21 protein-coding genes and 1 pseudogene are annotated in these 21,103 nt (G+C 54.4%); 12 read left to right on the top strand and 10 right to left on the bottom strand.

What is annotated here, in order from left to right; all coding sequences use genetic code 11:
- The first annotated feature begins 16 nt into the window (after nucleotides 1–16).
- From tagH to ACQE3Z_RS06530, 4 genes are all read left to right on the top strand, one after another.
- A complete protein-coding gene (tagH, locus tag ACQE3Z_RS06515) occupies nucleotides 17–1,195 on the top strand; it encodes a type VI secretion system-associated FHA domain protein TagH (protein WP_426972794.1) in 1,179 nt (392 codons plus the stop codon).
- Nucleotides 1,192–1,968, top strand: coding sequence for a PP2C family protein-serine/threonine phosphatase (locus ACQE3Z_RS06520; RefSeq protein WP_426972795.1), 777 nt, complete (start codon nucleotides 1,192–1,194; stop codon nucleotides 1,966–1,968). The genes tagH and ACQE3Z_RS06520 overlap by 4 nt, the downstream gene beginning before the upstream one ends.
- Before the next feature lie 194 nt (nucleotides 1,969–2,162).
- Nucleotides 2,163–3,089 carry a hypothetical protein gene (locus ACQE3Z_RS06525; protein ID WP_426973075.1) on the top strand — a complete coding sequence of 309 codons (927 nt, stop codon included), beginning with the start codon at nucleotides 2,163–2,165 and terminating at the stop codon, nucleotides 3,087–3,089.
- 54 nt (nucleotides 3,090–3,143) lie between these two features.
- The gene (locus tag ACQE3Z_RS06530; protein WP_426972796.1) at nucleotides 3,144–4,562 is read left to right on the top strand and encodes a serine/threonine protein kinase; all 1,419 of its coding nucleotides are present in this window, start codon (nucleotides 3,144–3,146) and stop codon (nucleotides 4,560–4,562) included.
- A gap of 9 nt (nucleotides 4,563–4,571) precedes the next feature.
- Here the strand turns inward: ACQE3Z_RS06530 and ACQE3Z_RS06535 are convergent, their stop codons facing one another.
- On the bottom strand, nucleotides 4,572–5,249 hold the full coding sequence (locus ACQE3Z_RS06535) for a gamma-glutamylcyclotransferase (protein WP_426972797.1): 678 nt from the start codon (nucleotides 5,247–5,249) through the stop codon (nucleotides 4,572–4,574).
- 292 nt (nucleotides 5,250–5,541) lie between these two features.
- Nucleotides 5,542–5,772 (bottom strand): putative cation transport regulator ChaB, encoded by a 231-nt coding sequence (chaB, locus tag ACQE3Z_RS06540; RefSeq protein ID WP_426973076.1) that lies wholly within the window; start codon nucleotides 5,770–5,772, stop codon nucleotides 5,542–5,544.
- Nucleotides 5,773–6,169: 397 nt separating this feature from the next.
- On the opposite strand from chaB, the gene chaA reads away from it, so the two are divergent.
- Nucleotides 6,170–7,261, top strand: coding sequence for a sodium-potassium/proton antiporter ChaA (gene chaA, locus ACQE3Z_RS06545; protein ID WP_426973077.1), 1,092 nt, complete (start codon nucleotides 6,170–6,172; stop codon nucleotides 7,259–7,261).
- 83 nt (nucleotides 7,262–7,344) lie between these two features.
- On the opposite strand, the gene kdsA is transcribed toward chaA, so the two are convergent.
- Genes kdsA through hemA form a run of 6 tightly spaced genes read right to left on the bottom strand, consistent with a single transcriptional unit; the run spans nucleotide 7,345 to nucleotide 12,656 of the window.
- Nucleotides 7,345–8,199, bottom strand: a complete 855-nt coding sequence (gene kdsA / locus ACQE3Z_RS06550; protein ID WP_085072369.1) for a 3-deoxy-8-phosphooctulonate synthase — start codon at nucleotides 8,197–8,199, stop codon at nucleotides 7,345–7,347.
- A gap of 35 nt (nucleotides 8,200–8,234) precedes the next feature.
- Nucleotides 8,235–9,044: an invasion regulator SirB1 gene (sirB1, locus tag ACQE3Z_RS06555; RefSeq protein WP_426972798.1), complete on the bottom strand. Its 810-nt coding sequence runs from the start codon at nucleotides 9,042–9,044 to the stop codon at nucleotides 8,235–8,237.
- Entirely contained in the window at nucleotides 9,041–9,439 is a 399-nt protein-coding gene (locus ACQE3Z_RS06560; protein WP_250652716.1) for a SirB2 family protein, read from the bottom strand. Before ACQE3Z_RS06560 ends, sirB1 begins: the two co-directional genes overlap by 4 nt.
- A gap of 14 nt (nucleotides 9,440–9,453) precedes the next feature.
- Nucleotides 9,454–10,281, bottom strand: coding sequence for a peptide chain release factor N(5)-glutamine methyltransferase (prmC, locus tag ACQE3Z_RS06565; protein WP_426972800.1), 828 nt, complete (start codon nucleotides 10,279–10,281; stop codon nucleotides 9,454–9,456).
- Nucleotides 10,281–11,363, bottom strand: a complete 1,083-nt coding sequence (prfA, locus tag ACQE3Z_RS06570; RefSeq protein WP_085071902.1) for a peptide chain release factor 1 — start codon at nucleotides 11,361–11,363, stop codon at nucleotides 10,281–10,283. The genes prmC and prfA overlap by 1 nt, the downstream gene beginning before the upstream one ends.
- Before the next feature lie 36 nt (nucleotides 11,364–11,399).
- Entirely contained in the window at nucleotides 11,400–12,656 is a 1,257-nt protein-coding gene (hemA, locus tag ACQE3Z_RS06575) for a glutamyl-tRNA reductase (RefSeq protein WP_426972801.1), read from the bottom strand.
- A gap of 222 nt (nucleotides 12,657–12,878) precedes the next feature.
- On the opposite strand from hemA, the gene lolB reads away from it, so the two are divergent.
- The 4 genes from lolB (at nucleotide 12,879) to ACQE3Z_RS06595 (ending at nucleotide 16,822) form a co-directional block, all read left to right on the top strand.
- A complete protein-coding gene (gene lolB / locus ACQE3Z_RS06580) occupies nucleotides 12,879–13,496 on the top strand; it encodes a lipoprotein insertase outer membrane protein LolB (protein WP_250652715.1) in 618 nt (205 codons plus the stop codon).
- On the top strand, nucleotides 13,493–14,356 hold the full coding sequence (gene ispE / locus ACQE3Z_RS06585; RefSeq protein ID WP_426972803.1) for a 4-(cytidine 5'-diphospho)-2-C-methyl-D-erythritol kinase: 864 nt from the start codon (nucleotides 13,493–13,495) through the stop codon (nucleotides 14,354–14,356). Before lolB ends, ispE begins: the two co-directional genes overlap by 4 nt.
- Nucleotides 14,357–14,492: 136 nt before the next feature.
- Nucleotides 14,493–15,440 (top strand): ribose-phosphate diphosphokinase, encoded by a 948-nt coding sequence (gene prs / locus ACQE3Z_RS06590; protein ID WP_038626473.1) that lies wholly within the window; start codon nucleotides 14,493–14,495, stop codon nucleotides 15,438–15,440.
- A 221-nt stretch (nucleotides 15,441–15,661) separates the two neighbouring features.
- Nucleotides 15,662–16,822, top strand: a complete 1,161-nt coding sequence (locus tag ACQE3Z_RS06595) for a diguanylate cyclase (RefSeq protein WP_426972804.1) — start codon at nucleotides 15,662–15,664, stop codon at nucleotides 16,820–16,822.
- Here ACQE3Z_RS06595 and ychH read toward each other — a convergent pair.
- Nucleotides 16,819–17,106: a stress-induced protein YchH gene (ychH, locus tag ACQE3Z_RS06600; protein ID WP_426972806.1), complete on the bottom strand. Its 288-nt coding sequence runs from the start codon at nucleotides 17,104–17,106 to the stop codon at nucleotides 16,819–16,821. The genes ACQE3Z_RS06595 and ychH overlap by 4 nt on opposite strands.
- A 250-nt stretch (nucleotides 17,107–17,356) precedes the next feature.
- On the opposite strand from ychH, the gene pth reads away from it, so the two are divergent.
- The gene (gene pth, locus ACQE3Z_RS06605; RefSeq protein WP_426972808.1) at nucleotides 17,357–17,944 is read left to right on the top strand and encodes an aminoacyl-tRNA hydrolase; all 588 of its coding nucleotides are present in this window, start codon (nucleotides 17,357–17,359) and stop codon (nucleotides 17,942–17,944) included.
- A 16-nt stretch (nucleotides 17,945–17,960) separates the two neighbouring features.
- On the opposite strand, the gene ACQE3Z_RS06610 is transcribed toward pth, so the two are convergent.
- The gene (locus tag ACQE3Z_RS06610; RefSeq protein WP_426972810.1) at nucleotides 17,961–18,653 is read right to left on the bottom strand and encodes an EAL domain-containing protein; all 693 of its coding nucleotides are present in this window, start codon (nucleotides 18,651–18,653) and stop codon (nucleotides 17,961–17,963) included.
- A gap of 216 nt (nucleotides 18,654–18,869) precedes the next feature.
- Between ACQE3Z_RS06610 and ychF the strand changes: the two genes are divergently transcribed.
- Both ychF and ACQE3Z_RS06620 read left to right on the top strand, forming a co-directional pair.
- A complete protein-coding gene (gene ychF / locus ACQE3Z_RS06615; RefSeq protein ID WP_426972812.1) occupies nucleotides 18,870–19,961 on the top strand; it encodes a redox-regulated ATPase YchF in 1,092 nt (363 codons plus the stop codon).
- A 183-nt stretch (nucleotides 19,962–20,144) separates the two neighbouring features.
- Nucleotides 20,145–20,970, top strand: a pseudogene (locus ACQE3Z_RS06620) (IS3 family transposase); the annotation flags it as partial.
- Nucleotides 20,971–21,103: the final 133 nt, after the last annotated feature.

The raw sequence follows: 21,103 nt of genomic DNA on the forward strand, positions 1-21,103 counted from the left end.
TGATGCAGGAATCATCATGCGATTTACCATTGTGCAACAGACAGGCGTGCCCTATCAGACGGTCGACTTTTTACCCCCCGGCGGGACCATTGGCCGCAGTCAGGACAATGATTTAGTCCTGCCGGATGAAGCGCGTGCCATTTCCCGCCTGCAGGCGGTGGTTCATGTTTCAGCGCAGGGTGAATGTCGATTAACCAATCACGGCAGCGTCACCAGCGTGGTGTTAAATGGACGCCCGCTGGATCGCGACAGTCAGGTTCTGCTGCAGCACGGCGATACCCTGACCATCGGCGAGTATCAAATTGATGTGCGCGATCCGCGCCATGATATCGTCAGCGAGAATCTGGCCAGCAGCTTTGATCCGCTCTCGCTGTTTCAGCAAAACGCACAGAGCTCCGATCCGCTGGGGATGGCGCACTATGATTATTCTCCGCTGGTGACCTCCACGCTGGAGCCCGTTGCCGCGAGCGACAGCGCTTCCAGCCGGACAAACGCGCACAGCGGCGCACGGCTGGATATCGACCCGCTGCCGCGCGACCGCAGCGAGCAGGCAGAAGGCGCTGAAGGCGTGCAGCCATGCAGCGATGGTCGGCTGATTCAGGCGCTGTTGGATGGGATGGGGCTGGATAATCATGGCAAGGATGCATTGACTGAAGAGCAGATGCGGATGACGGGCCGCATGCTGAGCCTGTTTTCTCAGGGTACTGTTGCTCTGCTCTCTTCGCGCTCGATTCTTAAGCGCGGGGTTAAGGCTGAAATGACCATGATCCTGAATGAAGCCAACAATCCCTTTAAAATTTTACCGTCGGGCAAAACGGTGCTGATGCAGATGTACCAGAGCCAGATGCCAGGCTTTATGCAGCCAGAACAGGCGGTTCGCGATGCGCTGGTGGATTTACAGGCGCATCAGCTCGGTATGATCGCCGGGATCCGGGCGATTATCGCCGCCATGCTGCAGTCATTTAATCCGCAGCGGCTGGAAGAGAATGCGCGTCAGGATGGACAACTGCCAAAAATGCCTTTTACCGCGCATCGTAAAGCGGCGCTGTGGGACTATTTTATGCGCAGCTACCAGCGCACCGCCGGCGAGCTGGAGGATGATTTTCACTCTCTGTTCGGCGAAGCCTTTTTGCACGCCTATGACATGGAAGTGAATCAGTACAAAGACTCTCAGACGCGAACGGAGAACGAATGAATATCGCCTTTGCCATTACCTCGCAACAGGGCGAGCGCACGAACAATCAGGATCGGGTAGGCCATCTGCTGACTGAACAAAACGCCTGCTTTGCGGTGTGCGATGGCGTGGCCGGTCTGCCCGGCGGCGAACAGGCGGCGCGCATCGCCTGCGATACGCTACTGGATACGCTGAGTTCGCTTCCGGCATTCACCGTTCAGGCGAGCTATCAGGCAATTGAAAAAAGCGATCGCGCTATCCGCGAAGCACAGCAGATAAATCCGAAATTACAGCGCATGAGCACTACCCTCGCCGCGCTGTTTATTGACCGGACTCAACAGCTGGCATGGTGGGCGCACGCTGGGGATAGCCGCATTTATCATTTCCGCCGTGGCTACCTGAAACAGGTGACGCACGACCACAGTCTGGCGCAGCGAATGAAGGATGCAGGTTATGAAAATACCGGCATTAACAGTAATTTACTTTATAATGCGCTCGGGGCAGAAGCGATGCGCGAGGTCAGCCACAGCGAGGTGATTACGCTGGAGGATGGCGATGCCTTTTTAGTGTGCAGCGATGGCTTTTGGCTTCATCTGGCCACCGCTGAAATGGAGCAGGCGCTGCGCATGGTAAACAGCTGCGAGGAGTGGTTAACGCTGATGCAGCAGGCCATCGACCGGGCCCGCAAAAACGATAACCTGAGCGCCATCGCCATTTGGGTCGGGTCGCCGCAGGAGACGACATTATTACAGTCGCTGGCTGATTCGGCACGCCTGTTGCCGCCTCGCGATTAATTTCAAGGAGCGTTATGAAATTGCTGACCAAGTGCCTGCGCCGGGTGTCCGGCCCGATGGTAAACACGCACACAACGTCGTTCCTGACAGATTGTTCTGCGTTAACTGTAACGCGGGGCGCATTACGCCTCTGCCACCATGCCCTGCGCGCCGGGGTGACTGGCCATAAAGCAGTTATTTGGCTGCATGGCGTTATGGCGCTTTTCGTGGCCTCCGCCGCCAACGCCGAGAATTATCGCGTGGTTTACTCCCCCAGCATGGCACTGGAGGTGTTTATTGATAATGTCGCCAGCAATGCGCCGCAGGACTGGTGTAAGGAAACGCTGCATCTGCGCATTGTTTCCGGCGAAAGCAAAGATTCCACGGTGTTAACCTCCTTTTTGCCCCGCGTCGGTACCCTGCTGGCTAATCAGTGTGGAAAATTGCAGGAGCTGCCGTGGGAGATGATGGATAGCCAGGGTGCGGCGCTGGCCAGCGGAACCGCAGTGAAAGCACAAAACTGGCGGCCCATCGTTACCGCTGATGCAACCGCGACGGCAAACGCCAATAATGCTGCTCCGCTCGATCTCTCTCGCCCCGCCAACACGGAGCCGCTACAGCACTTCGAACTGCCGGGCGGCTGCCATTTCCGCACCTGGTGGGACGATAACGGTCAGTCGATGTTTATTCCCGATAATCGCAACCTGAGCTGCTCGACCGAGGGCTGGCTGGAGGGCGCCAGCGAGCTAACGCTGGTGAACAACGGCAAAAGCGAGCCGGTCACAGTGAATTTCTGGCAGGGTTATCCGCTGATCGGTCTGAAGCCGGACAACGCCACGCTAAGCATGGTAAATATCAATAACCAGCGCATGGTGGTGACCAATACCAGCGCGGAAGATAGCTGGCTGATCCTGCCTTTTGATAATCATCTTCATGTGTGGCAGTTCAGCGGCACGCTGCTGATAAAAATGGATAAAAGCACGGCCCAGGACCTTACGGCGGTCCGGGCGCGGGTGAACGCGGTGCGCAAAACTTGGTCCGGTATGCTGCCCGCCAAACAAAAGATAAACGTTATGCTGGTGGATGCGCTGCATCCCGACCTCGCCGATCCGGCGATTGGCGCATACCGCACCTTAAATTAAACGCAGGCGCGTGCCTGCAGTAAACAGGCCGTAAACGCTCAGAGAGTGGTAACTATGTCGGCAAATGAAGAACAGAATATGGTGGCTGGCGCCCTCCCGGCGGGTCATCGATTCAATGAATTTGAAATCAAGGATGTGATTGGCGGCGGCGGTTTCGGCATTGTCTACCGCGCGTGGGATCATTTGCTGGAGCGCACCATCGCCATTAAAGAGTATATGCCGGCGTCGCTGGCGATACGCAATGACGATCTTTCGCTTGGCCTGCGCAGCGAGCGATTCGGCAAGCTGTACAACGCCGGGCTGAGCAGTTTTATTCAGGAGGCGCGTCTGCTGGCGCGCTTTAACCATCCCGGACTGCTGCATGTGCTGCGTTTCTGGGAAGAGAACGGCACCGCCTATATGGGCACGCTCTGGTATAGCGGCATGTCGTTAAAAGCGTGGCAACATCAGCATCCCGATACCATTAATGAAGAGTGGATACGTCAGCTGCTGCCTCCGCTGTTTGGCGCAATTGGCACCATTCATCAGGCGGGCTATCTGCATCGTGATATTGCGCTGGATAATATTCAAATCCAGGATAACCAGCTGCCGGTACTGCTTGATTTTGGCTCGGCGCGCAAAGAGATCGGTAACCTTTCTGACGAAACGGAGATCATGCTGAAGCCTGGCTTCGCGCCCATCGAGCAGTACAGCGAAGAGACCGATAGCGAACAGGGCCCCTGGACCGACATTTATGCGTTGGGCGCGGTGCTACATACGCTGATAACCGGCAGCCCGCCGCCAGCCAGCGTGGTGCGCTGTATCGAGGACCACTATCAGCCGCTGGCGCAGCGTCAGCCCGCAGGTTATTCCCTGTCGTTGCTGCATGCCGTGGATCGCGCTCTGATGATGAAGCCCTCCGATCGTCCGCAGTCCGTTGATGAGCTGGCGACGCTTATTTCCCTGCCGGTCAGCGATGTACAGCAGCTGGTCAGCGCCGTAAATGCGGTTCAGGAGAAAGAGCCGGAAGCAGCCACCACGCCGGAGCCGGTAGTGCTGGCAGTCAATCATGGTGCCTCCAGCGCCGAGCCATTAACGCCGCGCACGCCGCGTCGTGTTTCGCTGCCGTTAATTTTGTTGAGCGGCGGCGCGTTGCTGGCGGTGATCGCTATCGCCGTTCTGGTGAACAGCGGCGGCAATAGGCAGACCAGCACCGCCCGTGAGAGCAACACGACAACCGATGCGGCGCAACAGCAGCCGCAGGGCAGCGGGCCGACAATGGCCACGGTTTATCTCCGCTTGCGCAGTAATGAAACGGTCAGCCTGAACGGAGAAACGCTGGACGTGAAGCCGAGCAATAACGGCTATGCGGCGCTTAACCTGGCCGCAGGCCGTTATCTGATTGAAGTGCATCAGGAGGATAGCGTACACAGCCAGCAGCTGGAGATTAATCGCGCCGGCACCTGGCTCATTAATCCGGCGCGCAGCAAATAATCTGTCAGGCTAGCCCTGTAAGCTGTGATGCGAGACCTGAAGTTCGCGCACCTGCCTGGCAAGATCGGACAGCGCGGTATCTTCCATACCGCGCTGATGCAGCTCCTGCGCCAGGGAAAACAGATACTGTGCATTGGTGCCCAGCGGCCCGCTGGCATGTGCAATCAGCGGCGCGATAGTCTTTGAGCAGGTGTCCGCTTCATACAGGGGATGCCGCGGATCCATAATAAATACCAGCGCCGTGACGCGACGGCCATCTTTCAACGTCAGTTCGCGCCAGCTGGGTAAATAGCAGCCGGTCACCATTTCCCGCTTCCACAACAGCTCCAGCTCTTCATGCAGGCGATCGTTGGGTAGCCGAAAAGCAAGCCCGCTGGTAATGCCGCCCTCTTTTAACGCCAGCATCCGTCCGGGCTGCTGTGCCGTTCCGCGTCCCACCGTTAGCCGCAGGCAAAAAGCGCGGTGCCAGCCGTGCAGCGTCGCCGCCGCCACCTCTTCCGCTTCAAAAACCGGATTCCACATCAGGGAGCCGTAACCAAAGATCCATACCGGACTGTTATCAGGCCGACAGGCCAGCGTCGCTGCCAGCGATGCCGCGCGCTGTTCACAGGTCCATAACAGCGACTCCTCAATTTCGCCAAAAGCGGTTTTACAGTCTGCTTTTAATAAGAATTCGCGTGTTAACAACCTTACCTCCTTAGCCTTACCTTTCTTTCCTCTGTCGAACCGCTTTTATTTCGTTGCCGATAGCTTCGCTGTGGTTTCGTCAGGATTAAAAAGACCTTATTCATTTCCGCCAGCGCTTGCAAGCGTGAAGCCGATCACATAAGAGTACGATGTTATAAAAAGCATCGGCGGCTTAGCGCAAGTCTTGAGGGATTTAAGGGGAATTTTTTCAGCAGTTGATGCGACTCACGGCGGGAAGCAGAGTGCAGCCGATGCGGGCCGGGCGCGCGGCGCGGCGTACCCGGCGCTTAGCCTACTTTTTGGGATGCCACTTATCGTCATCGCCCTTTTCATATTTATTTTTTACCGCTGCCCATGCCACCTTATGCGCGACTTCCTCCCGTGATTCATCGTCATGGCGTTGCTTTTTATCCTTATATTCATCCCAGGCGCTGTTGAAAGCTGCCTGATAAATTTCCTGAGCATGGGCAGGCAGAACGTTTTTTACGTTGTCCGGCAGTGAAGCTGTGGTTTTATAAGGCATATTTCCTCCTGTATGAGTGAGTTTAAGTGTGGCCTGGCATTGTTTTTTGCGCAAACTGTCCAGACCAGCGCTCGCGGATTTTTTCCACAGCAGAACTGCCATAAATACCGATTTCATGGCTCTTCCCCGCTGAAAAGGTTTTATTTATTTTGCCTAACAATAATTTAACTAGCTGATAAAGAAGTGCTTTAAAGGGAAATCATTTAAAAACGCCCTTTATCATGCCATTTGTGAGAACAAGTAAAAGAAAGTAAAAAACAATGCGCATTTATTCAGAGTCATTACACTGTGGGCGCTGGTAAAAAACATAACAGCGTTTAATCTTTAGAGGCTCACCATTGGGTTTCTGTAACAAGGGATGCACCGTTAAGACAGGAGAATAATATTGCCTATGGGTATGCATGACAGCAAGAAAACCCGCCATACCGAATACTCACTCTTTTTTCCTCTGGCTGCGCTGGCCGTGTTGTGGCTGTACGGTAACGCAGATACGATGCCGCTGGTTGTTTCAATTAATCTGTTAGCGCTGGTGGGGATCCTCTGTAGCGCATTTAGCGTCGTGCGTCACGCGGATGTGCTGGCGCACCGGCTGGGGGAACCCTACGGCTCACTGATCCTGAGCCTGTCAGTGGTGATTCTGGAGGTCAGCTTAATTTCTGCCCTAATGGCAACCGGCAACGCAGCGCCTGCGCTGATGCGCGATACGCTCTATTCGATCATTATGATTGTCACTGCCGGGCTGGTGGGTTTTGCACTGCTGCTGGGCGGACGTAAATTTGCCACGCAGTACGTTAACCTCGCCGGTGTGAAACAGTATCTGATTGCCATTTTCCCGCTGGCGATTCTGGTGCTGGTGTTTCCTAACGCCCTGCCGAACGGCAATTTCACCACCACTCAGGCACTGATTATTTCCGCCATTTCTGCCGCCATGTATGGCGTTTTCCTGCTGATCCAGACCAAAACGCATCAGAGCCTGTTTATTTATGAGCATGAGGATGAAGGCGATGATGACGATCCGCATCATGGCAAACCTTCCGCGCACAGCAGCCTGTGGCACGCTGTCTGGCTGGTGATTCATCTTGTAGCGGTGATCACCGTAACCAAAATGAACGCCGGGCCGCTGGAACATTTGCTGACGGAGCTGGATGCGCCGAAACAGTTCACCGGTTTCCTGATCGCATTATTAATTTTATCGCCGGAAGGTTTAGGCGCGATCAGAGCGGTGCTGGCAAATCAGGTGCAGCGCGCCATGAATCTCTTTTTTGGTTCGGTGCTGGCGACCATCTCACTCACGGTGCCTGCGGTAACGCTGATCGCCGCACTGACCGGACAAGAGCTAATTTTTGGCCTGGAGCCGCCGCATATGGTGATGATGGGCGCGGTGCTGATCCTGTGTAACATCTCGTTCTCTACCGGCCGTACCAATGTATTGAACGGCTGCGCGCATCTGGCGTTATTTATCGGCTATCTGATGACAATTATGCTGTAGTCCGGGCGCTCACCAGCGCGTAACAGCAGCAATAAAAAAGCAGCGGTTTGGCCGCTGCTTTTTTGATCCTGAACGCCTGGCAATTACTTGCTGGTGTCCAGCTCCGGGAAGCTTTTTACCAGGTCATCGATGGCTTTCATCTGCACCAGGAAAGGTTCCAGCTTGTCCAGCGGCAGCGCGGACGGACCGTCGCATTTCGCATTAGCCGGATCCGGATGCGCTTCGATAAACAGACCAGCGATGCCCACCGCCATGCCGGCGCGCGCCAGTTCTGCCACCTGCGCACGACGACCGCCGGACGCAGCGCCAAACGGATCGCGCGTTTGCAGCGCATGGGTTACATCGAAGATCACCGGGCTGTTGTTAGAGACGCGCTTCATGACATTGAAGCCCAGCATATCTACAACCAGGTTGTCATAACCAAAGTTGGCGCCGCGATCGCACAGGATAACCTTGTCGTTACCGCCTTCGGCAAACTTCTCGACGATATTACCCATCTGACCCGGGCTGACAAACTGCGGCTTCTTCACGTTGATTACCGCGCCGGTTTTAGCCATCGCTTCAACCAGATCGGTCTGACGCGCCAGGAATGCAGGCAGCTGAATCACATCTACCACATCTGCAACCGGCTGCGCCTGTGACGCTTCGTGCACGTCGGTAATGATTTTCACGCCGAACGTTTGCTTCAGCTCCTGGAAAATCTTCATTCCCTCTTCCAGGCCTGGGCCACGGTAAGAGTGAATGGATGAGCGGTTAGCTTTATCGAAAGAGGCTTTGAAAACGTAAGGGATGCCCAACTTATTGGTCACGGTCACGTAGTGTTCGCAGATGCGCATCGCCAGATCGCGCGACTCCAGTACGTTCATTCCACCAAAGAGTACAAACGGCAGATCGTTAGCGACCTGAATATCACCGATACTGACAACTTTTTCTTTCATGCCTTCGCCTTTTTTCATTGAATGGCTTACGCCGCTTAGTGCAGCGTCACCTGTTTCTGTTCAATTGCATGGATCTGGACTTTAATCATTTCGCTGACCGGATCTTCCGGGCACTGCTCAACAAAATAGATCAGATCGGTCAGGGCAACGTGTTCACAATCGAGCTGCGCGTAGATCAGGCCACGGTCGCGAATTTCATACGGGTCGTCCGGATCGATTTCCAGCAGCAGGTTGCAGACGTTGAGCGCCAGCTCCATATGCTTCTCTTCCATCAGCGCGGTTTTCAACGTATCCAGCATTTTGCGGATAACGGTTGATGACTCCGCCTCATCCAGATCCTCGTCGTACAGCTCTGCCGTTGGGCTGATATTGCCTTTCAGCCAGACTTCCAGCGTATGTTCGCTGAGCGTGTCACCGTTAAAAGGGTTGATCAGCCACATTTCGCCATCCATCCAGTCGGCGCGTAAAATCAGCTGCGTCGGGAAAATTACCGGCATCAGCGGCAGCTCCAGCTGATGCGCGATATGCAACAGCACCACGCCGAGCGATACCGCCGTTCCCCGGCGCGTATTCAATACGTTATCCAGCCAGAGCACATCGGAAAGCTTGTAGACGCCGCTGGCACCGCCAAACTTCCACTTTTTATAAAACAGCTCCAGCAGCTTCTCCAGCTGAAAGTCAGGCCCCTGTACCGTTGAAACGTAGTCCCGCGCTTCCTCTACCAGCGCCTGCAGCTGTGCGTTAACCGCATCTGCCGGAAAGTCATGGCGGATAGCGCGCGAGGTGGCGATTACCGCTTCACATAGCGGCGCTTCGCTAAAATCGATATTTGTTACTGATGTCATACAATCCCCAAAAGCGGCAGTTTGGTTACGGCCAGCTTAATAATGATGCCCAGCACTGCCAGCGCCACGATAAAGGCAATCCAGCGTACTTTAGCCTCACGCGGGCGACGGCCAAAAGCCACAACGCCCAGGGCGACATAGATAATAACGCCAAACAGCTTTTCCGTCAGCCAGGAACCCTGCGGCGTAAACGGATAGAAGTGGGTAATCATTACCAGGCTTATCCCGCTAATAAACAACAGCGTATCATTGATATGCGGCACGATACGCACCCAGCGCTGCGACATCATGGCTGAGCCGCGTTGCAGCCAGAAAAAACGCAGAATAAACAGCAGCACCGTGACGGCGACGGTGAGCAAATGGAAATGTTTAATTACGCCATAATAAGCAGCCATCATGATCTCCCTGTTTAATAATTGGCGATCGTCACCCGATCGTGACCCGCATAGTCCTGGCAGGTTTTTACGTTCTGATAATCCTGAGCAGAGAGGATAGTACGCACTGCCTCACCCTGTTGCCAGCCATGCTCCAGCATTATCGCCCCGTCCGGCAGCAGATAATGCCGTGCCGCATGGGCAATATGTCGGATATCGGCCAGCCCCTGCTCCTGTGCCACCAGTGCGCTGAGCGGCTCAAAGCGTACATCGCCCTGCTGTAAGTGCGCATCGGCGGCATCAATATAGGGGGGATTGCTGACAATCAGCGCAAATTTTTGATCGTTCAGCGCGCTAAACCAGTCGCTGAGCAAAAAGGTGACGTTGGCGATCTGCAGCTTTTGCGCATTGTGCTGCGCCAGCGCCACCGCATCCGCCACCCGATCCACGCCAGTAATCCGGCAATCGGGCCGCTCGCTGGCGATGGCCAGCGCCACCGCGCCGGTGCCGGTGCCGAGATCGAGAATATCCACGGCGCAATCAGGCAGACGCGCCAGCGCCTGCTCCACCAGAATTTCGGTATCGGGACGGGGAATTAAGGTAACCGGCGAAACGGTAAGCGGCAGCGACCAGAACTCGCGCTCGCCGGTGAGATGCGCAACCGGCTCGCCACGGGCCCGCCGGGCGATCAGGGCATTGAGCTGCGCCAGCTGCGCCGCATCCAGCGGTGTCTCATCAAAGGCCATCAGCCAGCTGCGCGATTTTCCCGTGACAAAACAGAGCAGCACTTCGGCATCGCGCTTTGGACTTTCGCCGCCGCACAGCGTGGCGCAGGCGGCTTTTAACCAACTGCGAATATCCATTAATCCTGCCCGGCAAGCGCAGCCAGCTGATCCGCCTGATGCTCCTGCACAATCGGTTCGATCAGGCTATCCAACTTACCTTCCATCACCTCATCCAGGCGGTAGATCGTCAGGTTGATACGATGGTCGGTCACACGTCCCTGCGGGAAGTTATAGGTCCGGATACGATCGGAGCGGTCGCCGCTGCCTAACAAATTGCGACGCGTGGAGGCTTCCTGCTCGTGACGGCGGGCCATTTCCGCCGCATGGATACGCGCGCCCAATACCGACAGCGCCTTGGCCTTGTTTTTATGTTGGGAACGTTCGTCCTGACACTCCACCACGATGCCGGTAGGCAAGTGGGTGATACGGATAGCCGAATCGGTGGTGTTAACGTGCTGACCACCCGCGCCCGACGAGCGGAAAGTATCAATTTTTAAATCGGACGGATTAATATCGGGCAGCTCCGCTTCCGGCAGCTCCGGCATCACCGCAACGGTACAGGCGGAAGTGTGGATACGGCCCTGAGATTCGGTTTCCGGTACGCGCTGCACGCGATGCCCGCCCGACTCAAACTTCAGCCGACCATAAGCGCCTTCGCCGCTAACGCGCGCGATCATCTCTTTATAACCGCCATGTTCGCCTTCGTTTGCGCTGATCACCTCAACGCGCCAGCGCCGCGATTCCGCGAAGCGGCTATACATGCGGAACAGATCGCCGGCAAAAATAGCCGCTTCGTCCCCGCCCGCGCCTGCGCGTATTTCAACAAAGCAATCGCGCTCGTCGTCGGGATCTTTCGGCAACAGCAGCACCTGCAGCTGTTGTTCCAGCTCTTCGCTCTGCGCGCGGGCGATTTTCAGTTCGTCCATTGCCATGTCGCGCATTTCCGCGTCGCTAAGCATCTGCTCGGCGGTGGCGATATCTTCCTGCACCTGCTGCCACTGACGGAAGCATTGGCTGACGTCGGTAAGCTGGGCATATTCGCGCGACAGCGCACGGAAACGCTCCTGCTCGGCGATGACGCTGGCATCGCCAAGCATCGCTTCCACTTCTTCGTGGCGCTCCTGCAAGGCTTCCAGTTTGGCAACAATAGAAGTCTTCATCTGGTATGATTTACCCTGTATTGGTGTGGGATTGTTCTAGTCCAGCCCGAGGCTGTCACGCAGGATCTGCAGGCGTTCGCCATCGCCGTCGCGTGCAGCCTGCTGCAGGGATTTAGTAGGGGCGTGAATCAACCGGTTGGTTAGCTTGTGGGCCAGATCATGCAGCACTTCCTGCGCATCCGCGCCCTGCTGCAACGCGGCCAGCGCTTTCGCTTCCAGCTCAGCGCGTATCTGCGCCGCCTGTTCACGATAATCGCGAATGGTCTCAACCGCGCTTTGCGCGCGCAGCCAGGCCATAAATTCACTGCTTTCCTGCGCAACGATGGTTTCGGCCTGTACGGCCGCCGCCTTCCGCTGGGCCATATTATTTTCAATAATCGCCTGCAGATCATCGACGCTGTAAAGATAAGCATTTGCGAGCTTGCCAACTTCCGGCTCGACATCGCGCGGTACGGCGATATCCACCAGCAGCATCGGCTGATTGCGCCGCGCCTTCAGCGCCCGCTCCACCATACCGCGTCCGATAATCGGCAGCGGGCTGGCGGTGGAGCTGATAATAATATCCGCCTCCGCCAGACGGCTATCGATATCCGCCAGGCCGATCACTTCTGCGCCAACCTCATTCGCCAGCAGCTGGGCGCGCTCACGGGTACGGTTGGCGATCATCAGTTTTTTTACATGGTGTTCGCGCAGGTGACGCGCCGCCAGCTCGATGGTTTCTCCCGCGCCGACCAACAATACGTTAACCGTAGAGAGCGATTCAAAAATCTGGCGAGCCAGGGTACAGGCAGCAAAGGCAACAGAGACGGCGCTGGCGCCGATATCGGTTTCGGTGCGCACCCGTTTGGCAACAGAGAATGTTTTCTGAAACATGCGCTCCAGTTCGCTGGAGAGCGAATGGCCGCGCTGGGAATCGGCAAAGGCTTTTTTCACCTGACCGAGGATCTGGGGTTCGCCAAGCACCAGCGAATCCAGTCCGCTGGCGACGCGCATCAGATGGCTGACCGCCTCATTGTCATGATGCCAGTAGAGGCTTTTGCGCACTTCGTCTTCGCGCAGGTTATGATATTCACACAACCATTGCACCAGACGTTCATGCAGGTTTTCCTGCTGCTCTACGCTAAGATAGAGTTCTGTGCGGTTACAGGTAGACAGCACAACGCCCCCCTGCACCATCGGCTGCGCCAGCAGGCTGTTTAAAGCCTCATCCAGCGTATCCGGCGAGAAGGTAACTCTTTCGCGTAAGGCAACAGGTGCCGTTTTATGATTTATTCCGAGGGCCAGCAGCGTCATGGTGAATCAGATCGGGTTATCCCAATGTTGTTGGGGTTTTATGAGGCGCATTCTACAAGATGCGGGAGATCATGAAAAGCCATACAAAGACTATGACTGTAATAAGATATAGCTGATAAGACTGAATTTCGATAATTCCACGTTGACGGGTAACCAGTGAATGATTAGCGTTACTCGTTTAGCTCTAAAAAGTGTGTTTGAGGAGATGACCCGGTGTTTGATCTGTTTACCCGCCGCTCGTTGCGGCTGCTTCCCCTTGCCAGCGTATTGCTGGCGGCCTGTACCATCAATAAACCTCAAGGCCCCGGTCAAAGTCCTACCTCATTGCAGTGGCAGCAACACCAGCAGGCAGTACAAAAAATCACCCAGTATCAAACGCGCGGCGCTTTTGCCTGGCTTTCTGACCAGCAAAAAGTTTATGCGCGCTTTAACTGGCAGCAAACTGCCTCTGACCGCTATCGTCTGTTGCTGACCAACCCGCTCGGCAGCACCGAACTGCAGCTGGATGCGCAGGGCGCAACGGTGCAGTTAGTGGATAATAAAGGCAAACGCTACGTCAGCAACGATGCTGAAAAAATGATCTCACAGCTGACCGGCATGGATATCCCGCTGGCGAACCTGCGTCAGTGGATGCTCGGCCTGCCGGGCGATGCCACCGATTTCACCCTGGACGATCAATATCAACTGCGCACGCTGAGCTACAGCCGCAACGGGCAGCAGTGGGACGTTACCATTCAGGGCTATGACCACAAGGTTAACCCGGCGTTGCCTGCCAGCATTGAGCTAAAACAAGGCGATAAACGTATTAAACTGCGCATGGATAGCTGGACTGTACAATGATTACCACCTGGCCCGCCCCGGCGAAGCTAAACCTGTTTCTCTATATCACTGGCCGTCGCCCTGACGGCTACCATAATCTGCAGACGCTGTTTCAGTTTCTTGATTATGGCGACAGTCTGCGGATCACACCGCAGACCCATGGCGAGCTCCGTTTATTAACACCGGTTCCCGGCGTAGCGCATGAAGATAACCTGATTGTGCGCGCCGCCCGACTGTTGATGCGCGCCGCTGCCGATCGCGGCACGCTGCCGGCGCAGGCTGGTGCAGATATCGCTATCGACAAGCGTTTGCCAATGGGCGGCGGGCTGGGCGGCGGTTCTTCCAATGCTGCAACAGTGCTGGTGGCGCTTAATCACCTGTGGAATACCGGGCTGGAAAATGAAACGCTTTGCGCGCTGGGTCTGCAGCTGGGTGCCGATGTTCCGGTTTTTGTGCGCGGTCATGCCGCCTTTGCCGAAGGGGTGGGCGAAGCGTTACAGCCTGTCGCACCGGCAGAGAAATGGTATCTGGTGGCGCACCCTGGCGTTGCCGTTTCTACGCCGCTGGTGTTTAACGATCCTGAACTGATGCGTAATTCACCGGTACGCTCATTTGATGCGCTGTTACAGGCTCCTTTCAGCAATGATTGTGAGGCAGTCGTAAGAAAACGTTTTCGCGAGGTTGATGCGCTTGTTTCCTGGCTGCTAGAATACGCGCCGTCGCGCCTGACAGGAACCGGCGCTTGTGTGTTTGCAGAATTCGACACCGAGTCCGCAGCCCGTCAGGTGCTTGAGCTGGCCCCGAACTGGATGCAGGGATTCGTGGCGCAAGGCGTAAACCTTTCGCCTCTTCACCGCATTCTTTCAGGGCACCTGGCGTAATGTGACAGTGTCACCCTGTTCCTGACGCTGCACAGAACGCTTTAATACACCCGTATGCACGCATGCGACGGATATAGCGCGCCCGTTGCCGTTCGCCTGTGTGCATTCTCTGGACGCAAAGCCTGAGGTTCTTCTCGTGCCTGATATGAAGCTTTTTGCTGGTAACGCCACCCCGGAACTAGCACAACGTATTGCCAACCGCCTTTACACCAGCCTGGGCGACGCCGCCGTCGGTCGTTTCAGTGATGGTGAAGTGAGCGTACAAATCAACGAAAATGTACGCGGTGGCGATATTTTCATCATCCAGTCCACCTGTGCCCCTACCAATGACAACCTGATGGAGCTGGTTGTAATGGTAGACGCGCTGCGTCGCGCTTCTGCTGGTCGTATTACCGCTGTAATCCCCTACTTTGGCTATGCTCGTCAGGACCGTCGCGTTCGTTCAGCGCGCGTGCCGATTACCGCTAAAGTGGTTGCGGACTTCCTTTCCAGCGTCGGCGTTGACCGTGTGCTGACAGTGGACCTGCACGCAGAACAGATCCAGGGCTTCTTCGACGTTCCGGTTGATAACGTATTCGGTAGCCCAATTTTACTGGAAGATATGCTGCAGATTGGTCTGGAGAATCCGATTGTGGTTTCCCCGGATATCGGCGGCGTCGTTCGCGCCCGTGCTATCGCCAAGCTGCTTAACGATACCGATATGGCCATTATTGATAAACGTCGTCCGCGCGCTAACGTTTCTCAGGTTATGCATATTATTGGTGACGTGGCAGGCCGCGACTGCGTACTGGTTGACGATATGATCGATACCGGCGGCACGCTGTGCAAAGCAGCTGAAGCGCTGAAAGAGCGCGGCGCTAAACGTGTTTTCGCCTATGCAACGCATCCGATCTTTTCGGGCAACGCAGCGGAAAACCTGCGTCACTCAGTGATCGATGAAGTCGTGGTTTGCGATACCATCCCACTGGCTGACGAGATCAAGGCGCTGCCTAATGTGCGTACCCTGACCCTTTCAGGCATGCTGGCTGAAGCGATTCGCCGCATTAGCAATGAAGAGTCTATCTCTGCGATGTTTGAACATTAATCGCTAAAATGATAAAAACCGGGCTCAGGCCCGGTTTTTTTTATACTCTCCCGTCCTGCCGCTATCTGTTGATAAGCCTGTGGCACCTATAGCTAATTCCACGATCGATAATCAGCAAAGCGCGTAAAGTTCATGGCATTTCTTTTACCGCTGCGTTAAGCGCTTTTTACAACCGGCGAGTCATGATATTTTGCTGCGGTTTTTTTATAGGGAAGCGCGTTATGGCACTTGATGTCTACACACTGTTTATCTGTGAACTCTATGTGCTGGGCTTTCTGAGCATAATTATGATTTTTGCCTGGAGCGGCGCGCAGTACGATCGCGTGCTGGGCTTCACCACCGTGGCAATTATCGCCATGATGATCTCGGTATGGCTCGGCAGCCTGCGTAATCATGGTCTTCTGTTCCTGCCGGTGGCGGTGGGCAACACGTTAGTGATGCTGGCCTATGGCATGTGGCTGAACGCCTTTCGCGTGTTTTCCGGGTTTCGCCCCGGGATTAGCTGGCTGTTTGGTGCGCTGCTTTGGGCGCTGCTCTGCTGTTTTCCTTCATTTTATTACTCGATACCAAAGCGCATTATGGTGAGCTGCCTGCTGTGCATCAGCTATACCGTTGCATTGATTATTATGCTGGTCCGTTCACGCGCCTGCCTGCAGATCACTTTCTGGCCAGCTCAGCTCCTGCTCTGCTTTCATCTGGTGTTTCATCTCTCGCGCATGTGTTTCGACAGCGGCTCCTCCGCTCACAATGCGATGGGACATAGCCCGTTTTCCAGCTACGTTATCCTGGAATCAACGCTGTTTGTGATTGGCCTGACATTCACTATTCTGGCAATGGTAAATGAGCGCACGCAGATACGCTATAAACAGGCTTCGTTACGCGATCCCCTAACCAGCGTCTGGAACCGCCGTGCGTTATTTGCCCAGGCGGGGCTTGCTGAGAAAAAAAGCATGCAGAAACAGCTTCCTCTGGTCGCCATGGTCTTCGATCTGGATCATTTCAAAAGCATCAACGACCGGTATGGCCATAATCAGGGCGATCGGGTGCTGCTGGATTTTTGCCGCGTCGTAGAGAAAGTTTTGCCCGCAGAATGTACCTTTTCCCGACTGGGCGGTGAGGAATTTGCCGCACTTTTTGTCGGTGATGTAGAGAAAGCGCGGAGTTTATGTGAAGAGATTCGGCTCCTGGCGATGGTTTCTCGCCCGGATAATATTGAATACACGGTAAGTATCGGCATTGCGGCTGGCAAAACCCACAGCTTTTCGTCATTGATGATGATGGCGGATAAAGCGCTTTATGAAGCTAAAGCGGGTGGACGCAACCGTATTGAGATAAAAACCACAGCGCCGCAGAGCGCGACGCTGGTGAACCTTAACCTTTAATGGCTATGGGGGCGTTGATGAGAGGCACGACGGCAACGTTGATCGCCACAGTGACGCAGCCAGTAATACTTATCGGCCACTTTTTCACGTCCGCTAATACGTGCGCCCACCAGCCACAACAGTGCGCCAATAAAAATACTCAGGATCGCGAAAGGCGTTAGCATTGGAGGCAACTGGAGCTGCGGCAGCTGGTTTAGTACCGCATAGCCGATGCCTGCAATCATGGTCAGTAACCCCAGCCCCATCAAACCATTACCTGCAATCATTGCGTTTTTACGTTTCATCCCCTGCCTCCTTTTTTTGGCTGCACAGCACATACTGTTAAACCACCCTAAGCTTAGGAGATGACCCAACTGCCCGTTGGGCGCACGATCACACATTTTAACTACTGTTCGATAAAATTTATTGATAACCGTCTGTATTTATATAGAAAACATATTATTTACTACCGTAACTAAAAGCCTCACCCGCTTTGTATTCTTGTCAGCAGGCCGCTACACTATCGCCCTTCGGTTTTTAGCAGGAAAGACCCCCGTGAGTGAGATTAAGCTGATTGTTGGCCTTGCCAACCCTGGCGCCGAATACGCCGCAACGCGCCACAATGCCGGTGCCTGGTATGTGGATTTACTCGCAGAGCGCCATAATCAGTCCCTGAAAGAAGAGAGTAAGTTTTTTGGCTATACCGCACGACTTAACGTGGCGGGGAAAGATGTGCGCCTGCTGGTGCCAACCACCTTTATGAACCTGAGCGGTAAAGCGGTGGCGGCGATGGCGACCTTTTATCGCATTGCCCCTGAAGAGATTCTGGTGGCCCATGATGAGTTGGATCTCCCGCCAGGCGTAGCGAAGTTCAAGCTGGGCGGCGGACATGGCGGCCATAACGGGCTGAAAGATATCATCAGCAAACTGGGCAATAATCCCAACTTTCATCGCCTGCGCATTGGTATTGGTCATCCGGGCGATCGCAATAAGGTGGTGGGTTTTGTGCTGGGTAAACCGCCCACCTCTGAGCAAACGCTGATCGATAATGCGGTTGATGAGGCAGCTCGCTGTACAGAAGTCTGGTTAAAAGATGACTTGCTGAAGGCGATGAACCGGCTGCATAGCTATAAAGCGAGTTAAGGTTACACCTGCTGCGTTAATCCGGCAGGTCACCGATTTTGCTGAGCGGCAGCGGCGCGTACAGGTAGTTCTGCAAAGCCCAAACGCCCTGCTGCTCCAGCATGACCCGCTGCGCCTCGTCTTCTACCCCATCCACAATCAGCCGGTTAGTCATTTGCATTATCTGTCGCAGCAGCACGATAAATATCGATTTATGCACATTTTCGGCGAAAAAACGTCGGTCCAGCCTCACCGCCTCGAAAATATGGCTTTGCACCGCATTCAGATTAGCGTAGCCAGCGCCAAGATCGCTCAGCCATAAGATATTCATCTGCTCAGACAGCGTTCTGATTAACGGATTATCGATGCCATCATGCAGGTTGGGAAAAGCTTCAGATAACGACAGCCGTAAAAAAGGCAGATGTTGTAGGGCATGGCGTATAAAAGCCGATTCGGTAACCCGCTGCGCCAGCGCAAAATCGAGCGTAATACAACAAAGCCACTGGCGCTGACGCAGCAAGGCGGACATGCTTTCCAGGCTCAGCAGTTGGTGGATGAGCATCTCTTCCCGCTGCGCCGTAGAGAGGGATTCCAGCTTCAGGCGACCAACTACGCTACGATAGGCGGCCGAATGCGGCTCATCATAGTGCAGATCAAGCGCAACGATACGACCAGCAGGCGTATGCAGCACATCGCACATTATTTCCAGCGGCTGTTGCAGCTTGATCATAGAAAACTGGTTGCGCCTCTCGCTTCTCGTTACGCCTCGTTCTTATTATCAGCAACAATCAGCACAATTGCAGTTTTAAAACGCGTTTTCCCACTGGCTCAGGATGAAATCAGCCGCATCCGGGCCATAATTACGTGTATAATAGCGGCAAATTTTTCATGTCATTACCGGCAACGGTTATTGTCCGGTTATCTCAGCAATTAAGGTGATTCAAACATGGGATTCAAATGCGGTATCGTGGGCCTGCCTAACGTGGGTAAATCCACTCTGTTCAATGCGTTAACCAAAGCGGGCATCGAAGCAGCAAATTTCCCGTTCTGTACCATTGAGCCTAATACCGGCGTGGTGCCAATGCCTGATTCACGTCTCGACCAGCTGGCGGAAATTGTTAAGCCGCAGCGTATTATCCCGACCACAATGGAATTTGTTGATATTGCTGGTCTGGTAAAAGGGGCATCCAAAGGTGAAGGCCTGGGTAACCAGTTCCTGACAAATATTCGTGAAACCGAAGCGATTGGCCACGTAGTCCGCTGCTTTGAAAACGATAATATCATTCATGTTTCCGGCAAAGTAAACCCGGCGGAAGATATTGACGTCATTAATACTGAGCTGGCGCTTTCCGACCTGGATACCTGTGAACGTGCCCTGCAGCGCATACAGAAAAAAGCCAAAGGCGGCGATAAAGACGCCAAACTGGAGCAGGCGGTGCTGGAGAAGTGTCTGCCGCACCTGGAAAATGCTGGTATGCTGCGCGCCCTGTCGCTGGATGAAGAAGAGAAAGCGGCGATCCGCTATCTGAGCTTCCTGACGCTGAAGCCAACCATGTACATCGCTAACGTGAATGAAGATGGCTTCGAGAATAACCCTTATCTGGATCAGGTACGCGCTATCGCTGAACAGGAAGGTTCTGTGGTCGTGCCGGTTTGCGCCGCCGTTGAATCTGATATCGCCGAGCTGGAAGATGACGAGCGCGCCGAGTTTATGGCGGAGCTGGGTCTGGAAGAGCCGGGCCTGAACCGTGTTATTCGTGCCGGCTATGCGCTGCTGAATCTGCAGACCTATTTCACCGCAGGCGTAAAAGAAGTACGCGCCTGGACGATTCCTGTCGGGGCCACCGCGCCGCAGGCGGCCGGTAAGATCCATACTGACTTTGAAAAAGGCTTTATCCGCGCGCAGACCATCGCTTTTGAAGATTTTATTACCTACAAAGGTGAACAGGGCGCGAAAGAAGCCGGCAAGATGCGTTCAGAAGGCAAAGAGTATATCGTTAAAGATGGCGATGTGATGAACTTCCTGTTCAACGTCTAAATAAAATCTGTTGTCTCATGAGGTTTTATTAAATCTCATAACAATAAAAGAAAACCATTAAATCCACGCACTTGTGTGGATTTTTCATTTCATATCGTCTCAGGTGATATCGTAGAAGCGCAGTGAAAATTGAGTACATAGGTGAGTACATTAGACTTCCATCTTCATTCTAAATGAGTACAGTTGGTTGTCGATCAAAACCACACCGTCTCTGATGCCGCTAAGGCTATGGATGTCGGTCTTTCCACGATGACAAAATGGGTCATGCAACTGCGTGAAGAGCGTCAGGGCAATACACCAAAAGCCTCTCCGATAACACCGGAACAAATCGAAATACGTGAACTGAAGAAAAAGTTACAACGTATTGAAATGGAAAACGAAATATTAAAAAAGGCTACCGCGCTCTTGATGTCAGACTCCCTGAACCGTTCTCGATAATCGGGAAACTCAGGGCGCGCTATCCTGTGGCCACTCTCTGCCATGTGTTCGGGGTTCATCGCAGCAGCTATAAATACTGGAAAAAACCGTCCTGAAAAACCAGACGGCAGACGGCTATGTTACGAAGTCAGGTACTTGAGCTGCATGGCATCAGTCACGGTTCGGCCGGAGCAAGAAGCATCGCCACAATGGCAACCCAGAGAGGCTGCCAGATGGGGCGCTGGCTCGCAGGCAGGCTAATGAAAGAGCTGGGGCTGGTGAGTTGCCAGCAGCCAACTCACCAGTACAAGCGTGGTGGTCATGAACATGTTGCTATCCCTAATCACCTTGAGCGGCAGTTCGCCGTAACAGAGCCAAACCAGGTGTGGTGTGGTGCGGTGATGTGACCTATATCTGGACGGGTAAGCGCTGGGCGTACCTCGCCGTTGTTCTCGACCTGTTCGCAAGAAAACCAGTGGGCCGGGCAATGTCGTTCTCGCCAGACAGCAGACTCACCATGAAAGCGCTGGAAATGGCATTGGAAACTCGCGGTAAGCCCGTCGGGGTGATGTTCCAGGGCGCTCAGGGTAGCCAGCCCTGAATGTGAACAAAAGCAGTACCGGAAAATAGGCGGCCTACTATATCTGCCATAGCTCAATATGATTTTAGTCTCCTACGGTTATTTCACCTCTCTGTCCGTTACGTTAAAAACCGGACTGGAAACG

This window comes from Pantoea sp. FN0307, from assembly GCF_050113815.1.
Classification (GTDB): domain Bacteria; phylum Pseudomonadota; class Gammaproteobacteria; order Enterobacterales; family Enterobacteriaceae; genus Mixta; species Mixta alhagi.

What these genes read in the sequence shown, in the direction of transcription:
- sirB1 (WP_426972798.1), bottom strand. Translation starts at nt 9,044, where the DNA reads ATGACATCAGTAACAAATATCGATTTTAGCGAAGCGCCGCTATGTGAA.
- ACQE3Z_RS06610 (WP_426972810.1), bottom strand. Translation starts at nt 18,653, where the DNA reads ATGATCAAGCTGCAACAGCCGCTGGAAATAATGTGCGATGTGCTGCAT.
- ACQE3Z_RS06525 (WP_426973075.1), top strand. Translation starts at nt 2,163, where the DNA reads ATGGCGCTTTTCGTGGCCTCCGCCGCCAACGCCGAGAATTATCGCGTG.
- hemA (WP_426972801.1), bottom strand. Translation starts at nt 12,656, where the DNA reads ATGACGCTGCTGGCCCTCGGAATAAATCATAAAACGGCACCTGTTGCC.
- ACQE3Z_RS06530 (WP_426972796.1), top strand. Translation starts at nt 3,144, where the DNA reads ATGTCGGCAAATGAAGAACAGAATATGGTGGCTGGCGCCCTCCCGGCG.
- prmC (WP_426972800.1), bottom strand. Translation starts at nt 10,281, where the DNA reads ATGGATATTCGCAGTTGGTTAAAAGCCGCCTGCGCCACGCTGTGCGGC.
- prfA (WP_085071902.1), bottom strand. Translation starts at nt 11,363, where the DNA reads ATGAAGACTTCTATTGTTGCCAAACTGGAAGCCTTGCAGGAGCGCCAC.
- ACQE3Z_RS06520 (WP_426972795.1), top strand. Translation starts at nt 1,192, where the DNA reads ATGAATATCGCCTTTGCCATTACCTCGCAACAGGGCGAGCGCACGAAC.
- tagH (WP_426972794.1), top strand. Translation starts at nt 17, where the DNA reads ATGCGATTTACCATTGTGCAACAGACAGGCGTGCCCTATCAGACGGTC.
- kdsA (WP_085072369.1), bottom strand. Translation starts at nt 8,199, where the DNA reads ATGAAAGAAAAAGTTGTCAGTATCGGTGATATTCAGGTCGCTAACGAT.
- chaA (WP_426973077.1), top strand. Translation starts at nt 6,170, where the DNA reads ATGCATGACAGCAAGAAAACCCGCCATACCGAATACTCACTCTTTTTT.
- ACQE3Z_RS06595 (WP_426972804.1), top strand. Translation starts at nt 15,662, where the DNA reads ATGGCACTTGATGTCTACACACTGTTTATCTGTGAACTCTATGTGCTG.
- chaB (WP_426973076.1), bottom strand. Translation starts at nt 5,772, where the DNA reads ATGCCTTATAAAACCACAGCTTCACTGCCGGACAACGTAAAAAACGTT.
- ispE (WP_426972803.1), top strand. Translation starts at nt 13,493, where the DNA reads ATGATTACCACCTGGCCCGCCCCGGCGAAGCTAAACCTGTTTCTCTAT.
- ACQE3Z_RS06560 (WP_250652716.1), bottom strand. Translation starts at nt 9,439, where the DNA reads ATGGCTGCTTATTATGGCGTAATTAAACATTTCCATTTGCTCACCGTC.
- ychH (WP_426972806.1), bottom strand. Translation starts at nt 17,106, where the DNA reads ATGAAACGTAAAAACGCAATGATTGCAGGTAATGGTTTGATGGGGCTG.
- ychF (WP_426972812.1), top strand. Translation starts at nt 18,870, where the DNA reads ATGGGATTCAAATGCGGTATCGTGGGCCTGCCTAACGTGGGTAAATCC.